Annotated in this window: 16 protein-coding genes; 7 read left to right on the top strand and 9 right to left on the bottom strand. The window is 60.7% G+C overall.

Annotation, left to right across the window (positions count from 1 at the left end; translation table 11 throughout):
• Positions 1–17: 17 nt before the first annotated feature.
• Positions 18–578, top strand: a complete 561-nt coding sequence (locus tag ACUY2T_RS05740) for an NUDIX hydrolase (protein ID WP_448307892.1) — start codon at positions 18–20, stop codon at positions 576–578.
• A 22-nt stretch (positions 579–600) separates the two neighbouring features.
• Here the strand turns inward: ACUY2T_RS05740 and ACUY2T_RS05735 are convergent, their stop codons facing one another.
• Together ACUY2T_RS05735 and ACUY2T_RS05730 are read right to left on the bottom strand one after the other, a co-directional pair.
• Complete coding sequence (locus ACUY2T_RS05735) at positions 601–1,614, bottom strand: bile acid:sodium symporter family protein (protein ID WP_448307891.1); 1,014 nt, start codon at positions 1,612–1,614, stop codon at positions 601–603.
• 105 nt (positions 1,615–1,719) lie between these two features.
• Positions 1,720–3,093, bottom strand: coding sequence for an MFS transporter (locus ACUY2T_RS05730; protein ID WP_448307972.1), 1,374 nt, complete (start codon positions 3,091–3,093; stop codon positions 1,720–1,722).
• Between the two features lie 579 nt (positions 3,094–3,672).
• Here ACUY2T_RS05730 and ACUY2T_RS05725 point away from each other — a divergent pair.
• The 3 genes from ACUY2T_RS05725 (at position 3,673) to ACUY2T_RS05715 (ending at position 5,881) form a co-directional block, all read left to right on the top strand.
• On the top strand, positions 3,673–5,016 hold the full coding sequence (locus tag ACUY2T_RS05725) for an anion permease (protein ID WP_448307890.1): 1,344 nt from the start codon (positions 3,673–3,675) through the stop codon (positions 5,014–5,016).
• Between the two features lie 76 nt (positions 5,017–5,092).
• A complete protein-coding gene (locus ACUY2T_RS05720) occupies positions 5,093–5,395 on the top strand; it encodes a hypothetical protein (protein WP_293792064.1) in 303 nt (100 codons plus the stop codon).
• Positions 5,396–5,629: 234 nt separating this feature from the next.
• Entirely contained in the window at positions 5,630–5,881 is a 252-nt protein-coding gene (locus tag ACUY2T_RS05715) for a hypothetical protein (protein WP_293792063.1), read from the top strand.
• Between the two features lie 49 nt (positions 5,882–5,930).
• Here ACUY2T_RS05715 and ACUY2T_RS05710 read toward each other — a convergent pair whose 3' ends face one another.
• The 3 genes from ACUY2T_RS05710 to ACUY2T_RS05700 form a co-directional block, all read right to left on the bottom strand.
• Positions 5,931–6,977 carry a nucleoside hydrolase gene (locus ACUY2T_RS05710; RefSeq protein ID WP_448307889.1) on the bottom strand — a complete coding sequence of 349 codons (1,047 nt, stop codon included), beginning with the start codon at positions 6,975–6,977 and terminating at the stop codon, positions 5,931–5,933.
• Positions 6,978–7,907 carry a ribokinase gene (locus tag ACUY2T_RS05705; RefSeq protein WP_293792060.1) on the bottom strand — a complete coding sequence of 310 codons (930 nt, stop codon included), beginning with the start codon at positions 7,905–7,907 and terminating at the stop codon, positions 6,978–6,980. It abuts the gene before it with no gap.
• Positions 7,908–8,384: 477 nt separating this feature from the next.
• The gene (locus tag ACUY2T_RS05700) at positions 8,385–9,065 is read right to left on the bottom strand and encodes an SdpI family protein (RefSeq protein WP_448307888.1); all 681 of its coding nucleotides are present in this window, start codon (positions 9,063–9,065) and stop codon (positions 8,385–8,387) included.
• Between the two features lie 84 nt (positions 9,066–9,149).
• Between ACUY2T_RS05700 and ACUY2T_RS05695 the strand changes: the two genes are divergently transcribed.
• Positions 9,150–12,077, top strand: coding sequence for a leucine--tRNA ligase (locus tag ACUY2T_RS05695; RefSeq protein WP_448307887.1), 2,928 nt, complete (start codon positions 9,150–9,152; stop codon positions 12,075–12,077).
• Positions 12,078–12,093: 16 nt separating this feature from the next.
• Here ACUY2T_RS05695 and ACUY2T_RS05690 read toward each other — a convergent pair whose 3' ends face one another.
• The 4 genes from ACUY2T_RS05690 to ACUY2T_RS05675 form a co-directional block, all read right to left on the bottom strand.
• Positions 12,094–12,612, bottom strand: a complete 519-nt coding sequence (locus ACUY2T_RS05690) for a hypothetical protein (RefSeq protein WP_448307886.1) — start codon at positions 12,610–12,612, stop codon at positions 12,094–12,096.
• A gap of 39 nt (positions 12,613–12,651) precedes the next feature.
• Entirely contained in the window at positions 12,652–13,581 is a 930-nt protein-coding gene (locus ACUY2T_RS05685; RefSeq protein WP_448307884.1) for a universal stress protein, read from the bottom strand.
• A gap of 26 nt (positions 13,582–13,607) precedes the next feature.
• Complete coding sequence (locus tag ACUY2T_RS05680) at positions 13,608–14,075, bottom strand: MarR family winged helix-turn-helix transcriptional regulator (protein WP_448307883.1); 468 nt, start codon at positions 14,073–14,075, stop codon at positions 13,608–13,610.
• A gap of 211 nt (positions 14,076–14,286) precedes the next feature.
• Positions 14,287–15,378, bottom strand: a complete 1,092-nt coding sequence (locus ACUY2T_RS05675) for an inositol-3-phosphate synthase (RefSeq protein WP_448307882.1) — start codon at positions 15,376–15,378, stop codon at positions 14,287–14,289.
• A gap of 123 nt (positions 15,379–15,501) precedes the next feature.
• On the opposite strand from ACUY2T_RS05675, the gene ACUY2T_RS05670 reads away from it, so the two are divergent.
• A complete protein-coding gene (locus ACUY2T_RS05670) occupies positions 15,502–15,909 on the top strand; it encodes a DUF5318 family protein (RefSeq protein ID WP_293792049.1) in 408 nt (135 codons plus the stop codon).
• Complete coding sequence (locus ACUY2T_RS05665; protein WP_448307880.1) at positions 15,902–18,658, top strand: transglycosylase domain-containing protein; 2,757 nt, start codon at positions 15,902–15,904, stop codon at positions 18,656–18,658. The genes ACUY2T_RS05670 and ACUY2T_RS05665 overlap by 8 nt, the downstream gene beginning before the upstream one ends.
• The last annotated feature ends 2 nt before the right edge of the window (positions 18,659–18,660 follow it).

Here is an 18,660-nt window from a genome sequence, read left to right as displayed (position 1 = left end):
ACCGTAGAATAGCGCCCATGCCGACCCCAGAATTTATCGTCGAACTGCGCAAGAAAATCGGCCACGATGAGCTGTGGCTGCCGGGTGTGACGGCCATTGTCATCCGTGACGTCCCGGAGGATGCACCAGTATGGGCTGTGCCAGAGGTGCTGCTGGTCAAGCGCGCCGACGACGGGCAGTGGACGCCCGTGACTGGCATTGTTGATCCGCGTGAAGAGCCCCATCTTGCGGCGATCCGCGAGGTGAGGGAGGAAACCGGTCTAATTGTGCAGGTCGATGCGTTGCTGGGCGTGGGGCAAGTTGGGCCGATCGAGTATCCGAACGGGGATGTGACGAGTTATGTGGATACCACCGTGCGCTGCACGGTCATCCCCGACCCCGAGACCGGCGAGTTCAACGACGAACCAGTGGTTGGCGACGACGAGTCCACCCAGGTTGGCTGGTATTCGATCTCGCAAATGCCTCCGATGCAGCCGCGCTTCCGCCTGGTTGTGGCCGATGCGGTGGCGCAGATGAAGCACCCTGCTGGGTTCCGTCCGCGCATGGGGTATGTAAAGCGGCTGCAGAAACCGGAATAGCTGTGCCGTGAAGTTCGCCGCTTTACCAGGTGTGTGCGCCGACGGTCTGTCCTCCCTCTGGGAACCGCGTGGCATAGGAACTGGCGCGCATGGAGCAGATCACAAGCTGCACCTGGTGGAAGATCATCAGCGGCAGGATCATCATGCCAAGGCTTGCTCCCCCGAACATCACTGCCGCCATCGGTAGCCCGGAGGCCAGGGACTTCTTGGTGCCAGCGAACTGAATAGCTACCTGGTCTGCATAGTCGAAGCCCAACTTTCGGGAGGTGAAGCTGGTAATCCCGAGCATCACGTGGACCAGCGCGATGGAGCCCACCACCAAGCCAACGATGGTAAGCCAGCTGACGGAGCCCCACACGCCGGAGACAATGCCCTCCGAGAAGCTGACGTACACCACCAGGCCGATGGAAATCTGATCCACCTTTTTCGTCGCCTTTGACGCCGCAAACTTGTACACCCACCTGCGCAAGAGCTGGCCAATGGCAAAAGGCAGCAGCAGTTGCACGCCGATGTCCAGGAAAGTGCTGGCGTCAATATGAAATCCGTCCGAAGAAGACATCAGTAACAGCACTAGCAGCGGTGTGAATAGAACACCTAGCAGGCTAGAGACGCTCGCTGCGACGATCGAGGCGGCGACGTGGCCTCGCGCGATGCTGGTGAATGCGACTGAGGACTGCACCGTCGACGGCACCAGGGTACAGAAGAGAATCCCCAGGTAGAGCTCATTTCCGACAATTCCCTTGAGCGGCATCATGGCTACGCCGATGAGTGGGAAGACCACGAAAGTGAACGCCATGATCAGCAGGTGCAGTCGCCAATGCAGCAGACCCTTGAGCGCTTCTTGTGGGGAAAGCCGTGCGCCATAGAGAAAGAATAGGAAGGCGATGGCAATCTTCGTCAAGACACTTGCGACATCCGCGGCCTCGCCGCGCACGGGCACAATCACCGCGGCCATGACCGCGATGACGATCAGGATAATGAGGAAGTCTGGCCGGTAATTGATGATGCGCTGCCACAGCGGAAGTTTTTCTGCCATGTGTCTCTATATTATTGACGCCCCTATTCCCGCGAACCGCAAACGTCGAGAAACGTTGCAGGCGCCGGATAGGGGCGGAGTGTGCCAGCTAAATGGGCGTGTGGCTTAGACGATGGCGCGGTCGAGCTCCGCGACAGTCTGCTTGGGGATGAGCGATGCTACAGCCGCAGCGATGCCCAAGATGACCGCGGCGGCGATAAACGCCGTGGTGTAGCCCGCTACGGAGTCCGAGCCTTGGGGAGAGCCGGCGACCTGGAAAACCGGCAGGATGGCGAAGGATACGCCGGCGCCGAGGTTGAAGCCCGCGGAGTTCATGCCGGGCAGGAAGCCCTCGTTATCCTTCGGTGAGTTCACGACACCGAGGTTGTTGATGACAATGTTTCCGACACCCGCGTAGGTGACGCCCAGCAGGATGACGATGATAACCAGAACTGCCAGGGACTTTACGCCGACGAATGCGAGCCCCAGCATCAGCACCGCGCTGGCGATGTTGGCGATGATGATCAGCCGTCCATAGCCCACCCTTGGCGCCCAACGGCCTGCGAAGGGGCCTACTGCCCAGCCGACGAGGGCGTAGGGGGTCAGCAGCCACAGCGAGGCCTTGTCGGCCTCCAGGCCGAAACCTGCATCTGGGTTCTGTGCCAGAGAGATTGCTACACCGTTGACTGCGGCGAACACGCCGGTCATTGTCAGCACGGTAGTGGCCAGCAGCGCCCATGTGTGGCGGCGGGCCAGGTACTTCGGGGCGACCAACGGCTGCGAGTGGCGGCCTTCGTATTTCCAGAAGCCCAGGAATACCGCGGGGCCGATGATCAGCATGGCAATGACGTACAGCCAGTTTGCCTCCCCGGCCTTGCCGGCCTCGTTGACGCCCAGCGTGATGCACAGCACCGAAATCACTAGCAGCGCAGCGCCAGCCCAGTCCATTTTCACATTGTCCGAAGGCTTAGATTCCGGTGCACCGAATGCGACAACGACGGTGGCGATGATGCCAATAATGGCGATGAGCCAGAATACAGAGCGGAAGCCGTAGTTTTCTGCCAGCCAGCCGGCGAGGATAACGTCGATGCCCGCTACGCCACCATTGATGGCTGCCAGCAGACCCATGAGGGTGCCGAGGCGCACCTCTTCCTTCACCTGGCTGCGCAAGATGATGAGGGTCATGGGAATTGTCGGGCCGGCGATGCCCTGCATGGCACGGGCAACCATCAGCACGCCGATATTGGGTGCCAGCGCGGCGATGAGTCCGCCGAGGGACATTACGCCGAGCATGATGACGAGGATTTTGCGGCGGCCGACGATATCCGACAGGCGCGGTAGGAATAGGCCACACATCGCGCCGCCGGTGAAGAACGCGGTTTGGGTGAGGCCGGTGGCGGCTTCATCTGTATTTAGCTCGCGGGCCATAGTCGCTAGCACCGGGGAGAGCATGGAAGCATTGAGCTGGAAAGCGATTGCCGCGGTGATGAGCACAGTCATCAGCAGGCCGATTCCGCCAGGGCGGGAATCTATCGGGTCGGGCGAGACGGCAGTGCCAGTGCCAGTTTTGCCAGTGGTCGCGCCGGGCGCGTCTGCCGGGGCGCGGTCGGCAGAGGACGGATTGGTGGAATTCATGGGCAACCCCCGAGAGTGCTTAAAGATTTCTGCAAAACGTGTAGCTAGCACGTGTAGTTAGCACTGTAATGCATAGTTAGCGCGACGATAAGGTCTGGCCATTGAGGCGCTTGCCACTTATCTAAAGGTAAACAGAGTATTAATAAAGGTCGTCGCGTGAGTGAATATTGTTGGACAAATTGATAAAGAGGTAGTCGATTGAGGACGCGTTGGGGGCGAAATGAAGCCCATAGAATCATCTTGACCAGCAGTTATGTCTGATACCTGGGGGGGTCGCTGGTGCTAGGAAGGGGTTAAGATCCGCAATGTTGTTGAGGCTTTAGGGGCGGAGTAGCTTAACTCACTGTCGGAAAACTACAGGAACCACGCGAGTGGCCTGCGACCAACTTATTCCGATCTCATCGCCATTAATAGCAGTAACTTAATGTTTAAGGGGTCACTGTCGTGACAACGACGCTCATCATCATGGTCATCGTAGTGCTCACCGCACTAGCTTTTGACTTCACCAATGGCTTCCACGACACCGCTAACGCGATGGCTACGTCCATCGCTACCGGTGCCCTGAAGCCCTTCACTGCAGTAGCTATTTCCGCTGCCCTAAACCTGGTCGGTGCGTTCTTGTCCGTCAACGTTGCCGCCACAGTCGCCAAGGGCATCGTCAACCTTGATTCTTATGACTTGGCGAATAGCGGGGATGGCGACGCGCTGCTCCTTGTCGTGTTCACCGGTCTGATCGGTGGCATCTTCTGGAACCTATTTACCTGGCTGCTGGGTCTGCCCTCCAGCTCGTCTCACGCTCTGTTCGGTGGACTCATCGGCGCAGCTTTCGCTGCCCTGGGCACCGGCGGCGTGGCCTGGAGCTCCATCCTGGGCAAGATCATCGTGCCTGCGGTTGCCTCCCCGTTCATCGCTGCAATGGTCTCCGCTGTCGGCACCTTCATGATCTACTGGGTGACGAACACCATTCCGAACAAGGTGAAGAACGAGCACTTCCGCCACGGACAGATCGTCACGGCCTGCCTGGTCTCCCTCGCGCACGGTGCTGGTGACGCGCAGAAGACCATGGGTGTTATCTTCCTGGCGCTGGTTGCAGCTGGCTCCGCCGACGAAGCCGCCCGCATCCCGACCTGGGTCATCATTGCTTGTGCAGTTGCCATCGCAGCCGGCACCCTGTCCGGCGGCTGGCGTGTGATCCGCACCCTGGGTAAGGGTCTGGTCGAGATCGAGTCCCCGCAGGGTATGGCCGCAGAGTCCAGCTCCGCAGCTATCATCCTGACCTCCGCTGCAGGCGGCATGGCACTGTCCACCACTCACGTCTCCACCGGCTCCATCCTGGGTACCGGTCTGGGACGCAAGGGTGCGGACGTCCGCTGGGGCGTGGCAATGCGCATGGCCGCTGCATGGCTAATTACCCTGCCGTGTGCCGCGTTTGTTGGCTTCGCGTCCTGGTGGGTCGCCACCGGCGTATCCAAGATGACCAACACCATGGGCGGTGTGATCGTTGACTTCATCCTGCTGATCGCGATGGCTGCAGCGATCGTCATCCGCGCCCGCATGAACCCGGTTGACGCTAACAATGTTAACGACGATTGGGATCCGGACTCCGAGTCTGTGGACTCCTCCATGAAGACCGGTACCACCGCAGCCGCTGCCAAGACCACCGATCGCCAGCCCACTACCGAGCATGATCCGGAGATGGTCGGAGCCGGTTACCCCACCCCTTCTGACACTGTCGCTGAGGTCGTTGCAGACCCCAAGCACCCTGGCCTAGGCAACGACGGCAAGTAGCCACAACACACAGGCACACAAGCCCCACCTTGGCTCGTTGGAGCCAAAGCTAAAAACACAGAAAGTGTGAAGAACAATGACTGCCCCTGAAATCTTCCAGGCCATCATCCGAGTCGCTGCCCTGGCTCTTCTGTTCGGCGCTGGTATTCCTGTTCTGTTCTCCCTTGGCATGCGCTGCATGACCGGTGACCCAATCCGCGACGATAACGGTGTCATCGTTGGAGATACCGAGGCCTCGACGCAGATGAAGGTTCTCGGCTGGACCGTGTACGCGGTACTGGCAGCCGTGATCCTGCTGGGTATCGTCTGGGTGGCGAAGGATTCCCTGAACCACTACTTCGGCTGGAACCTGTTCCCAGGTATGTCTGGCCACCACTAAAAACACCGGGGTTGAGAGCCCCGGCTTCAGACACACGACTATCGCCAAACGGCCTGCGAAGTGATCTACTTCACTTTGCAGGCCGTTTGTATATTTTCTGTCAATATCGCGGAAGATTGTGGACTTTTGGAAATTTGTTGGTAGATTCAACCGTTGTAACAAATGCGGTATCTACAGAAGAGCCACCGCATTGCGAAGGCACCATTCAAATTCGAAAGTAAAGAGGTGAGCCAAATGATGACCTTCAACGAGATCTTCAGCAAGGTTTCGACAGCATTCACGAGCTCCACCGGGACCGGCCTGGACGTGCTCAATGGCGTTCAGACCGAGGAGCGTATTGCGATGGAGCTGTTCGCGAACGATACGATCCCCGCGACCACCAGCGATATCGCTAACGCCTACCGCACTGTCTTGGGGCATGAGGCCAGCGTAGAAGACCTCCTCGACACGGAGAACTACCTGTTGGCCTTCGGCTGGCTGCGCTAAGAAGCACAGCACCTCCTCACATTCCGCGCCAGCATGTGCAGTGTGAGGACTATGCAAAGTCCGTGTTGCCGATGCGTTGCAGCGCATCGACCAGTAAATCCCAGAACCGATCCGCGTCGACGTCCACCGCAACGCGTGTGTGCAACGGAGCCGTGGTGGCGTCGGAACTAGAAACATCAGAATCATCGGCCGTGCCCAGTGCGGTCGGATCCTGACAACCTTCCTGGCTGCCCCATGTGCGCCGCAGATCCACGACAGTCGCTCCGCGCGTGAACTGGCCCTGCGTCTCTACGTCAATGGGCGCTAGTACAGTGTGTACGACCTGCGGATCCGCGACGGCTGCCACAGCCAGAGGGTCGTGCATCGGCGGGCCTGGGTAGTGCCGCTCCTTCATATAGGCCGCGCCGAAAAACTCCACCAGTTCTGCGATGAAGGTCGCTACATCAGTGCCGACGTTCGTCAGTTGTGCCATCCGCTCGGGGGTGGCCAGCACCTTGTGAGTGACGTCCAGCCCCACCATCGTCACAGGCCAACCCGCGCCGAACACGATCTTCGCGGCCTCCGGGTCCGCCAGGATGTTGAACTCGGCGCTGGCAGTCATGTTGCCCGCGTGGTGCGCTCCGCCCATCAGGGTGACGCCACCTACCCGTTCAACCAGTTCCGGATACATGCGGGCGAACAGGGCGATGTTGGTCAAAGCTCCTGTCGGGACGATGGTGACAGTTCCCGGCTCGTTGTCCCGGATGATGTCCGCAATGAGGTTAACTGCGTGGCGCGGGTCTCGTTCAGCGCCAGGGGCGGGTAGCTGGGGGCCGTCCAGGCCGCTGTCTCCGTGAATTTCCTCCGGGATGATCTGCGGTGCCACCAGCGGCCGGTCGGCTCCGGCGGCGAAGGGAATGCCGGTGATGTTGCCGACTTTCGCCAGTGCCAGCGCATTCTTGGTGACCTTTTCTAACGTCTGGTTACCTGCCACCGTGGTGACTGCCAGCAGGTCGAGATTTGGGTTTCCCCAGGCCAGCAGCATCGCAATGGCGTCGTCGTGGCCAGGATCGCAGTCGAGGATGATCTTTCGTACGGAGTTGGCATTTGCAGTCATTTAAGCATCCCCTAGGCGACGGATTTCGTTTTCAGTGGCGTAGCTTCCAGCGGCTCCGCGCTTCTGCGTGGCCAGTGCCCCGGCTGCCGCTCCCAGCGTGCAGGCATCCACGAGGGTCTCCCCTTGTGCCAGCGCGGCGGCGAGCGTGCCGCAGAAGGCATCACCTGCACCAGTGGTGTCTACGACATGTTCGACGTAGACGGCGGGAATGTGCACCGGTTCGGCGTCCTTTTCCAAGATCAGCGCACCACGCTGCCCCAAAGTAACGACGACGGAGCGGGCCGTGGCCCGCAGGTCTTCGATAAGGTCCTCGACAGGAGTTCCGGGGGCGGCGTCGAGCACGGCGGCGGCCTCGCCTTCGTTCAGGACTAGTGGGTCGGCAGCGGCCAGTAGTTCGGGATCGCGCGTGGTTACCGGCGCGAGGTTCAGCACCAGTCGAGTGTCCGAGTTCGCCACCAACTTCGGCAGTTCCGCACTGTGTTCAGGGGTGAGCTCGCCTTGCGCCAGGACGATCGGCACCGGCCCCTGGCGTCGCAGCTCGTCGACAGTTTCGCGCTGCTGGGCGGGGCTGACCAGCTCGTTTGCGCCGGAAGTGACGATGATGATGTTCTCACCGCTGGGATCGTTCATGATGAATGCGCGCCCCGTCGGCTGCCTACTCGTGACCAAGTAGTCGGTGTTCACACCGTGTTCGCGCAGCTGTTGCAGGGCCAGCTCGCCCTGTGGGTCGTTGCCTACCGCAGACAAAAGAACGGTATTGACGCCCATATGTGCGCACGCTGCCGCCTGATTAGCGCCCTTTCCGCCGAGACCCTCTATGCCGGGTTTTGCAATGGTAGTTTCCCCTGGTAGGGGGAAGTTTTGGACGGTGACGAAGGTATCTACGTTAGTGGTGCCTGATACGACGACGGTGGCGTTGCTGTCTCTCATGGTTCCCCAGAATACTGGAGAATACTGGGTTAGCTGGGGCGGCGGAGCTGCGGCAGCGGACGTGGTGGAGCCGCGGCGACGGGTGCAGTGGTGCTGGGTTGATGGGTGCAGTGGTGCTGGGGCGACGGGCTGAAGTCTGGGTAGTTTTGGGATGCCGATGGCTGGCTGGATGCCCGGCTGGAGGGGTGAATGTCCCAAATTCCACGTCTTAGAATATAACTATTCTATTTTCGCAGGTCAGAGGACCGCCATTTTTAGCTTCAAACCCGCTTCTTTCAATAACTCGTAGATTTGGGACATTGACCCTTTAGGAGCCCCAATGCGGGCAGGATTCGCGGAGAGATAGCGAGGCGAGATAAGGCAGACAGAAACCAAGCCCCCGACGGAGTCGGGGGCTTGGGACTTGAGCCTCAGGGCGAGGCGGTACTGGGCGAGGCCCGTGCTGGGCTAACAGTACTTGGGCTAGGGGGTGCTGGACTAGGCCTGTGCCGGGTTCTGCGCGGAGTCTTGCGCCGAGGCGGCCCGCTGGGCGGCCTCCCAGTCCACGCCGCCGCCTTCGCAGGAGCCATTCAGCGAGCAGCTGCCGCAGGCCTTGCCGTTTGCGCACGCCTCCGCGCTCACCGTGCCGGCCTTGGCGCCGGAGCCCGTAGCCTGACCAGCGCTAATGCCAGCACTCTGGTCTGCGCCAACGCCAGAGTCGTCGGAACAGCAAGCGCCAGCGGAGTCGGAAGCGCCGGCGGCCTCGCTGGAACCGGAGCAGCAGGAGTCCGAGGTGGCGTCACCGCTAGAGCAACAGGAAGAATCGGCGGCCTCGAGCTGAGAGGCACGGGCATCCAGGCGTGCGACGGTGTGGGCGCCCAGAGCAGAGCCGAGGCCGATCAAAAATACGGCACCGATCAGCAACAATGCGAAGACCAACCACATCCAGCCGCTCACCTTCAAGGTGATCAGCGCCGCGCCCAGGAATGCCGCACCCGCGCCCATCCAAGCCGGGCCGACGATTTTGTGTGCGGTGATCCAGAGTTCCTCGGACTTACGCACCTCCGGAACTCGCAGGCCAACCACTGGATTCCCCGGCAGCTTCCCCATTGCTCCCAGCAGCCCCGCGACGAAGAAAGCCAGCCCCATTAATACCAACACGACGGTCAAGACGATCATGGAAAACAGTCTATTACCGCAGGTGGCCAACAAGCCAAACGCAATAACCTGCCCTGTCCGGGCGACCTACTAGACTGTTTAACCATGACGAACGGCAGCACTGCAGACAATTCCTACCGCTATACGCCTGACCTCGCGGCCAAGATCGAGGCCAAGTGGCAGAAGCACTGGGCCGATAGCGGCACGTTTAACGCCCCGAACCCCACGGGCGACCTAGCCGAGCCGGGCACGGAGCTGCCGGAGGATCGCAAGTTCATCCAGGACATGTTCCCCTACCCCTCCGGTGTGGGCCTGCACGTTGGCCACCCGCTGGGCTACATTGGCACGGACGTGTTCGCGCGATTCCACCGCATGAAGGGCGCAAATGTCCTGCATACGCTGGGTTATGATGCGTTTGGCCTGCCTGCCGAACAATATGCCGTGCAGACGGGCACCCACCCGCGCACCACCACCATGGCGAATATCTCCAACATGGAACGCCAGCTGGGTCGCCTGGGTCTGGGACACGACAAGCGCCGCAGTTTCGCCACCACGGATACCGACTACTACCGCTGGACTCAGTGGATTTTCCTGCAGATTTACAACTCCTGGTTCGACCCGGAGTCCAAGAACGCCAACGGCACCCTGGGTAAGGCCCGCCCCATCGCCGAGCTGGAAGAGAAGCTGGCCGCCGAGCGTGCCGACTGGGCGGAGCTCAGCGCCGCCGAGAAGCAGGAGATCCTGGATAGCCACCGCCTGGTCTACCGTTCCAACTCCACGGTGAACTGGTGCCCCGGCCTGGGCACAGTACTGGCCAACGAAGAAGTTACGGCGGAGGGGCGCTCCGAGCGCGGAAACTTCCCGGTCTTCCGCAAAAACCTACAGCAGTGGATGATGCGCATCACCGCGTACTCCGACCGGCTGATCGACGATCTTGAGTACCTCGACTGGCCGGAGAAGGTGAAGTCGATGCAGCGCAATTGGATCGGCCGTTCCCGTGGTGCGGAGGTTACATTTGACTGCCTCGGCCAAGACATTGATGTCTTCACCACCCGCCCGGACACGCTCTTCGGTGCGACGTATATGGTGCTGGCTCCGGAACACGAGCTGGTCGATACTCTCGTCGCGCAGGCTGGTTCTTCTGCGGGTGATGACGCCTACGCGGATGTTGACCCACGGTGGACCTATGGGCAGGCGAACCCGACTGCTGCAGTGGAGGCATACCGTGCGGCAATCGCCGCCAAGTCCGATCTGGAGCGTCAGGAGAATAAGGAAAAGACCGGCGTTTTCCTGGGCGTTTATGCCACCAATCCAGTCAATGGTGCACAGGTGCCAGTCTTCATCGCTGACTATGTGCTGACGGGCTACGGCACCGGCGCGATCATGGCCGTGCCGGCGCATGACACGCGCGACTTTGAGTTCGCCACCGAGTTCGGGCTGCCAATTGTGCCGGTGCTGTCCGCTGAGGGCGCTGAAGCTGGCTCTGAGGCCGGGGACGGAGCCGAAATGACGGAGGCGTTCACCGAAGACGGTCCGCACATCAACTCCAACAACTCCGATGGCCTGGAGCTCAATGGACTGGGTAAGGCCGAGGCCATCGACAAGGCCATTGAATGGCTGGAAGCCAAGAGCACCGGCAGTGGCAAGATCCAGTACAAGCTGCGGGACTGGCTGTTCGCCCGTCAGCGCTACTGGGGTGAACCCTTCCCCATCGTTTATGACGAGAACGGTGTGGCGCACGCCCTGCCGGAGGAGATGCTTCCCGTCGAACTGCCGGAAGTAGAGGACTACAAGCCCGTCAGCTTTGATCCGGAAGACAAAGACTCTGCACCGCAGCCCCCACTGGCCAAGGCTAAGGAGTGGGTTGAGGTCACCCTGGATCTCGGCGACGGCGAGAAAACCTACTACCGGGACACGAACGTCATGCCGCAGTGGGCAGGTTCCTCGTGGTACCAGCTGCGCTACATCGACCCGAATAACGACAATGCCCTGGTAGACATCGAAAATGAACGCTACTGGGTTGGCCCGCGCGAAGGTCGCCCCTCTGGCGGTGTGGATCTGTACGTGGGCGGCGTGGAACACGCCGTGCTGCACCTGCTGTATGCCCGTTTCTGGCACAAGGTGCTCTTTGACCTGGGTGTTGTCTCCAGCTTCGAGCCCTACTACCGCCTGTACAACCAGGGCTATATCCAGGCTTATGCTTACACGGATTCCCGTGGCGTATACGTACCTGCAGAAGAGGTCACCGAGCGCGACGGTAAGTTCTTCTGGGTTCGCACAGCCGATGACGCTGAGGGCGTCGACAAGGAAGAAGAGGTATTCCAGGAATACGGCAAGATGGGCAAGTCCCTCAAGAACGCGGTCTCGCCCGACGAGATCTGCGACGACTACGGTGCGGACACCCTGCGCGTGTACGAGATGGCGATGGGGCCTCTCGACACGTCGCGACCGTGGGCGACGAAGGACGTTGTGGGCGCGCAGCGATTCCTGCAGCGCGCGTGGCGCCTCGCCGTCGATGAGAACACGGGTGAGTGCTCTGTGAGCGATGACGCCCTCACGGATGAAGACCTAAAGGCCCTGCATAGGACCGTCCAGGGCGTTCACGAGAACTATGCAGAGCTGCGCGACAACACAGCCGTCGCGAAACTGATCGAGTACGTGAATTACCTGACGAAGACGTACTCCACGGGCCAGACTCCGCGTGCGGCCGTGGAACCGCTAGTGCAGATGCTTGCACCGGTGGCTCCGCACATTGCCGAGGAGATGTGGGAGGTGCTCGGGCACGCCGATGGCATCACTTACGTTCCCTTCCCGGAGTGGGACGAGAAGTGGCTGGTGGATGACACCATCGAGCTGCCCGTGCAGGTGATGGGCAAGCTACGTGGCCGTATTAACGTGGCAGCGGATGCTTCGCGAGAGGACATTGAGGCCGCTGCGCTGGAAGAGCCGAACGTGGCAGCGCACATCGAGGGTAAGACGGTGGCGAAGATCATCGTCGTGCCGGGCAAGATGGTGAACGTCGTCGCAAAGTAGCGCGCGGCGGCGTCTTTTAGAGGTTGTGGTCGAGGATCAGGTAGGCGCCAACTGACGTGATCCAAGCCATGCAGAACGGCATAATGAACCAGATCACCGCCACCCATGGGCGCCAGCGCTGGTGCTTCTTCCACTTGTAATAGGTGATAAAGGCCGAGCCGAACAGGCCGAAAAACGCCAGCGAGGTAGGAACGATAGCGAAGAGCAGCTGGAACGTGCGGCTACACAGCTGAGCGGAGGAATCAGCCTCGCAGTACGGCCCGCCAACGGCCTTCGAGGCCACCCAAATCAAAATGGCGGATAGCGTGGTCGACACAATCACGCCGATGAAGAACCGTATCGCTTGGCGGGTGGACTTATTGTTGCGCTCCAGGCGGAGCAAAGGGTCGGCTTCGTAGTCGAGCTCCGAGGGCGCGCCGGGACGATCAAGGTCGGAGAACTCACCCGGAAAATCCAGGTCGTTCGCACGAGGATCGGCGTCAGGGCTCGGTTTATCAGCAGGTGAGGGGCTATCGTTCAAACCATCAGTGCTCATAATGCCCTCAAATCTACACGCCGGGTAATGGCCTAAGGCTTAGACCGTGCTCAGCAGCACCGGTACCGGACTGTGGCGCAGAATCTGGTTTGTCGACGGGCCGATGAACACGCGGTGGAAACCACCCAATGTGCTGGACCCCATGACCAGCAGATCGCCCTTCTTCCACTTCAGGGCATTGATCGCGCCGGACCAGCCATAGCCGCTACCGACTTCCATCTGCACAGTCAGGTCGCCGTGCCGGTTCAGCGCGCGGTCACGCCCGCGATCCAGTAGTGCCAGCGCCTGCTCGCGCCATTCGACCATCATGTCGGAGTTATCGATAAATTCCGTCTCCGTCGGGTACATCGTTGCCCCGCGTGGGCTAAACGCCACCAGCCGCAGCGGTACATTCCACCGGTGCGCCAGATCGGCGGCGCGACGCAGGGCCTCATGCGACTGATCGGTGTCGATGTAACAGCAATTGACCCTGGTGACGCCACGTTTCGACAACTTCGGCGTCCGCGGAGCCAATAGTAAAGGCAGCGGAGCGTAATGCAGCAAAGCATCCGCCGTCGAGCCGATTCTAAAGCGAGAATGCGGCGCGGCAGGATGGGAGCCCAAGATCATCATGTCGGCGTTGAACTCGGTGGCGGCGTCGATAAGAGCCTTCGTCTCCGAGTGATCGACAGTGACGGAGGAGGGCTCGTCGGCGTCCAGCATAGAATCCGGCAATTTGGCCAGGTCAAGAGCCTTCTGCGCGGCGGAGGAGACTGCCTTTGATTCCTTTTCGATCCACTGTGAGTAGTTATCGAACTCCAGCTCGGGCTGTGCGGTCCAGGAACGCGAAATGACGGTTGCAGTGCGCACTGCCACAGTTTCCGTGCGGCCGAGCCAGGCTGCGACCTGCGCGGCTTCGTCACCGGCAGATTCCGGACGCCACGTAAGGAGCAGGCGGAGGGGATCGTGGGACTTAGGGGTGTTGCTCAAGGAAGTTTGCTCGCTAGCTCCAGCTTCTAGTGCTGGTCGTTGTTCAGCTTTGCCTCTATAGCCTCAGTGTAGCGACGTAGCACCAGTTCGATAACTGGGGTGGCCTTCGCTACTTCCTTGAGTTCTTCATCGCTGAGGCTAGCCAGCATGCTGGAGAGCTGCTCGGCGCGTTCTTCGGAAAGGCGACGCAGCTCTTCGCGTCCCTTATCGGTCAGGGTGACGCTGACGCCGCGGCGGTCGGAGGTGTCGCGTACGCGAGTGACCAGGTCCATTGTCTCTAGCTGGTTAACAGCGTTAGAGGCGGTGGGCATCCGGATCGTCTCGGTGGCCGCGATTTGGCTGATGCGCATCGGGCCGTTTTCCTCGAGGATCATGAGGATGGAAAGTTGCGCCATACTGATGTGCGAGTTCTCTGTCTGGCGGAAGTACAGCAGGTACAGCCGCGTCAGAGGGAGGCGCAATTCTTTGGCGATTTCTAAGGGTGTGGAAGCCATAGGTACTAAAATACAACAGTTTTGGTTGTAAATGCACAAGCAGGGCGCTGGACACGGAGGTTTTGCCCCCATCTGAAAGCGGTGAATAGCGGTGACGTTCGCTGTTGCGGAGCTGTGCATCGAAACGAATTACCCCACCGCCTTGGGTGGGGTACAGGGGTACAGGGGCGCAGGGTGCACAGGGTTGTTGCGCCGGGACAAGGTAAAGGTGCTATGCCCCGTTAATGAACTCTTCCAGCTGCGCGCGGGCGACATCGTCCGGCAGCTGTACGGGCGGAGACTTCATTAGGTAGCTAGAGGCAGCGTCGACCGGGCCGGCCACTCCCCTATCCAGCGCGATCTTGGCGGCGCGCACAGCGTCGATGATGATGCCCGCGGAGTTCGGAGAGTCCCAGACCTCCAGTTTGTACTCCAGGTTCAGTGGAACCTCGCCGAATGCGGAGCCCTCGAGGCGGACATAGGCCCACTTGCGATCGTCCAGCCACTCCACGTAGTCCGAGGGGCCGATGTGGACGTTCCGGTCGTGTACCTTGCCGGCCAGCGGGCCTTCCTGCAGGTTGGACGTGACGGCCTGGGTCTTGGAGATCTTCTTGGACTCCAGGCGATCACGATCCAGCATGTTCTTAAAGTCCATGTTGCCGCCGACGTTCAGCTGCATGGTGCGCTCCAGGCGCACGCCGCGCTCCTCGAACAAACGTGCCAGCACACGGTGGGTGATAGTAGCGCCGACCTGGGACTTGATGTCGTCGCCAACGATCGGTAGGCCAGCGGCGCGGAACTTCTCCGCCCACTCCGGATCGGAGGCGATAAAGACCGGAAGGGCGTTCACAAAGGCACAGCCTGCGTCGATGGCGCACTGTGCGTAGAAGCGGTCGGCCTCTTCAGAACCGACCGGCAGGTAGCTGACCAGCACGTCCACGTTCGCGTCCCGCAGGGCTTGCGGCACGTCGACGGGTTCTGCGTCGGATTCGGTGATGCTCTCCTGGTAGTGGCGGCCGAGGCCATCAAACGTGTGGCCACGCTGGACGGTCACGCCGGTGTGCGGGACATCGGCGATCTTGATGGTGCAGTTCATGCCTGCGTAGATCGCCTCGGACACGTCTTTGCCAACCTTGTCCGCGTCTACGTCGAAGGCAGCGGTCACGCGCACGTCGCCCACCGAGTAGGGGCCGAACTTGGTGTGCATAAGACCTGGGACGTCCTGGGACGCATCGGCGTCAGAATAAAGGTGGATTCCCTGAATCAGCGAGGTCGCGCAGTTACCGAGCCCCACGATAGCGATGTTGCAAGTATTCGTAGTCATGCGGACAACCGTAGGGCGAGAGCCGCGGAAAACTGCTCTTCATCGGCAGGTTAACCGATCAAGCTAGCCCGGTTTATCGATCAAGCTACGGGGAGAAGGGGTTGCCCGGAGCGTGTTTACAATATGGGTGTGTCGATTTCGCGAAGGGTTATTGATAGGTCACTCGATCGCCGTCGCGCCCTATCCGAGGTGCGTGCGGTCGAGCGCTTTATTGGTGACGCCACCCCGCGGCTCCTATCCTCCGCGGAGGTTCTAGGACGGGCAGTTGATCGCCCGTGTCCGGTGTGTGGAAAGCCTTATTTAAAGGAAACGCAGTGGATTCACGGCACTGTATTAGGTGAAAAGTCGGGTACAGCGCGTAGTGTAAGAGAGATCAATGGTGTGATTGAGACACTCGTGGATAAACAGCAGAATGCTGAGTTTTCGATACACACCGTTGAAGTGTGCATGAAGTGTAGATGGAATCACTTGATCCGAGAAGAGCTGATCGGAATCACGATCGATAATCAGGAGACTCGTCTAGTTGAGTAGCGACAAGCCGTCCAAGAACCCTTACTCCCGCGGTGGTGCCGGTAATTCCGGTAGTGGCCGCTCCAGCAACGGCCGGAGTGGACAGCGGAAGCCGGGGCAACCGGGCAAGCCGGGGCAGCGCCGTGCCGGGCAGGGGCAGCCAGGTAAGTCTGGACAGCCAGGCCGGTTGAACCAGCACCGGGCCGCTAAGGGCGGCAAGCCGGGTTCCCGCAAAGCTGCACAAGGCGGTGCGCCTGGTCAGCGCCGCGCCGGACAGGGCCAGCCAAGTCGGTCGGGTCAGCCGGGTAGGCCTGGTAGACCGGGTCAGCGGCGTGCCGGACAGGGCCAGCCAGGTAAGTCTGGACAGCACCGGGTCGGGCAGAGAAGCAGGGTCAGCCAGGCAGGCCAGCCGGGTAGGCCGGGCGCGCGTAAGCCGGGGCAGAATCGCAGTGCACAGCCGGGCAAGCGTCGAGCTGCTGCTGGCGCGGTGGCGTCACAAAACAAGAGGCCCCAAAAGAACGGTCCGCAAAGAAACGGACTGAAGAAGAATGGTCCGCAGACTCGGATGAAGAAGGATGGGAGCCGCTCCGTGGGCGAAGGAAAGCTAAAGGCAAGAACACGTAAGAAGCGCAGTTGGCGCGACAAGCGAACCCTGCGCAACTTTTTTGCAGGGTTGGCTGCCGTGATGGCGGTCATGATTATCGTGCCGCTGGTGGCCTTCTTTACGGCCTATTCGGTGACGAAGGTGCCAGAGCCGGAAGAGCTGGTGAACAACCAGATCTCCTACATCATGGCGAGTGATAACAACACTGAGCTGGCGCGCATCGTGCCGCCGGAGGGCAACCGCCAGAACGTGAAACTGGACGAAGTGCCAATGGCAGTGCGCCAGGCCGTTCTAGCTGCTGAGGACCGCGAGTTCTACAGCAACCCTGGTTTCTCAGTTTCCGGCTTTGCCCGTGCAGCTGTCGGCCAGGTGCTGGGCCGCGATGGCGCAGGTGGCGGTTCGACGATCACCCAGCAGTATGTGAAGAACGCGCTGGTGGGTGACGAGTTCAGCTTGAGCCGAAAGGCGAAGGAGCTGGTGATTTCCGCAAAGATGGCTCGCGAATGGTCGAAGGACGAGATCCTCGAGGCCTACCTGAACACCATTTACTTCGGGCGCAATGCCTATGGCATTAGCGCAGCGGCGCATGCTTACTTTGATAAGGACGTCAAGGAGCTCAGCCCGGAGGAAGGCGCGGTGCTGGCTGCAACTATTCAGGCACCTTCTGGACTGGATCCATGGACGAACCGTGAACGCGCCGAATCGCGCTGGAACTATGTGCTCGACGGCATGGTGGGCATTGGTGCGATGAAGGAGGCCGACCGTAAGAACGCCGTTTACCCGAAGGTAAAGGATCCGGCGGAGACCGCCGAGAGCACTCAGGCCGCGGGTACCAACGGGCTGATCAAGACGAAGGTTATTGAAGAGCTTGAGCAGGCCGGCATCACCGAGGAGCAGGTGAACACGGGTGGTCTGAAGATCACCACCACCATCGACCCGAAGATGCAAGCCGAAGCAGTGGATGAAATCCACAAGAAGATGGAAGGCCAACAGAAGGGCCTACGCACCGCCGTTGTTTCGGTGGATCCGAAGACCGGTGGAGTGCGCTCCTGGTACGGCGGCGATGACCCAGTCGGTTTCGACTTCGCCGGTGCAGGTCTACAGACTGGTTCGACGTTTAAGATCTTCACGCTGGCCGCATACCTCGACCAGGGCGGCAGCATCTACGACCAATTCGACTCCTCCCCTGTCATGACCGGTGATGCGCAGGTGACAAACGTTGGTGGCGCCAGCTGTGGCACCTGTTCCATCGCCGAGGCGCTAAAGCAGTCGCTGAATACCAGCTTCATCCGTCTGACGCAATCGCTGAAGGGCGGCCCGCAAGATGTGGCCGATATGGCGCACCGCCTGGGCGTGGCAGAGGAGCTACCGGGCGTGGGCAAGACGCTCCAGGAGAAGAACGGCAAGCCCGCCGATGGCATTACCCTGGGCATGTACCAGTCCAGCCCGCTGGATATGGCCACCGCCCTGGCGACCATGACCAACGGCGGCGTCTACCACCGTCCGCACTTTGTACAGAAGGTGGAGAACTCCAACGGTGATGTCCTGCTGGATAACACTAAAGACGACGGCGACCGCGTAGTCTCCGAGGAAGTTGCCAACGGAGTGATCCAGGCGATGCAGCCCATCGCCGCCTACTCCAATGGCAACGTGCTGGCCGGTGGTCGCCCATCTGCAGCCAAGACTGGTACCGCGCAGCTGGGTGACACGGGCGAGAACAAGGATGCCTGGATGCTGGGCTCCACCCCGCAGCTCTCCACCGCAGTGTGGGTTGGTACTGCCGACGGCAAGCCAATTCACAACAGCTACGGCGGCATTATGTACGGTTCCGGCTTGCCCGCCCAGATTTGGAAGGGTGTGCTGGATCGCCAGCTGGCAGATTCCGAGATCGAGCAGTTTGGTACCGGAGCAGCTGCCTCGTCAGGCAGCTCCGGTGCCTACAGCGGTGGCGGTGGCGCTGACACTGGCGCTGACGCTGGCGCTGGCGCGGCCGCTGGGGCCGGAACCGAGGGCGAAGCACAGACGGAGCCAGAATCCCCTGCACCAGCCGCGCCCCCTTCCCCCCAGTCGCCGCAGCCGGCACCGCGCCAACCCGCCCCGCGGGGCGGTAACCCGCCGGCGAACAACGATCTACAAGACCTGATCGATGGATTCCTCAACCAATAGAA

The organism is Corynebacterium sp. 22-2729 (assembly GCF_053479475.1).
The sequence above is the reverse complement of the archived record's forward strand: the minus strand, read 5'-3'. Positions and strand labels throughout refer to the sequence as shown.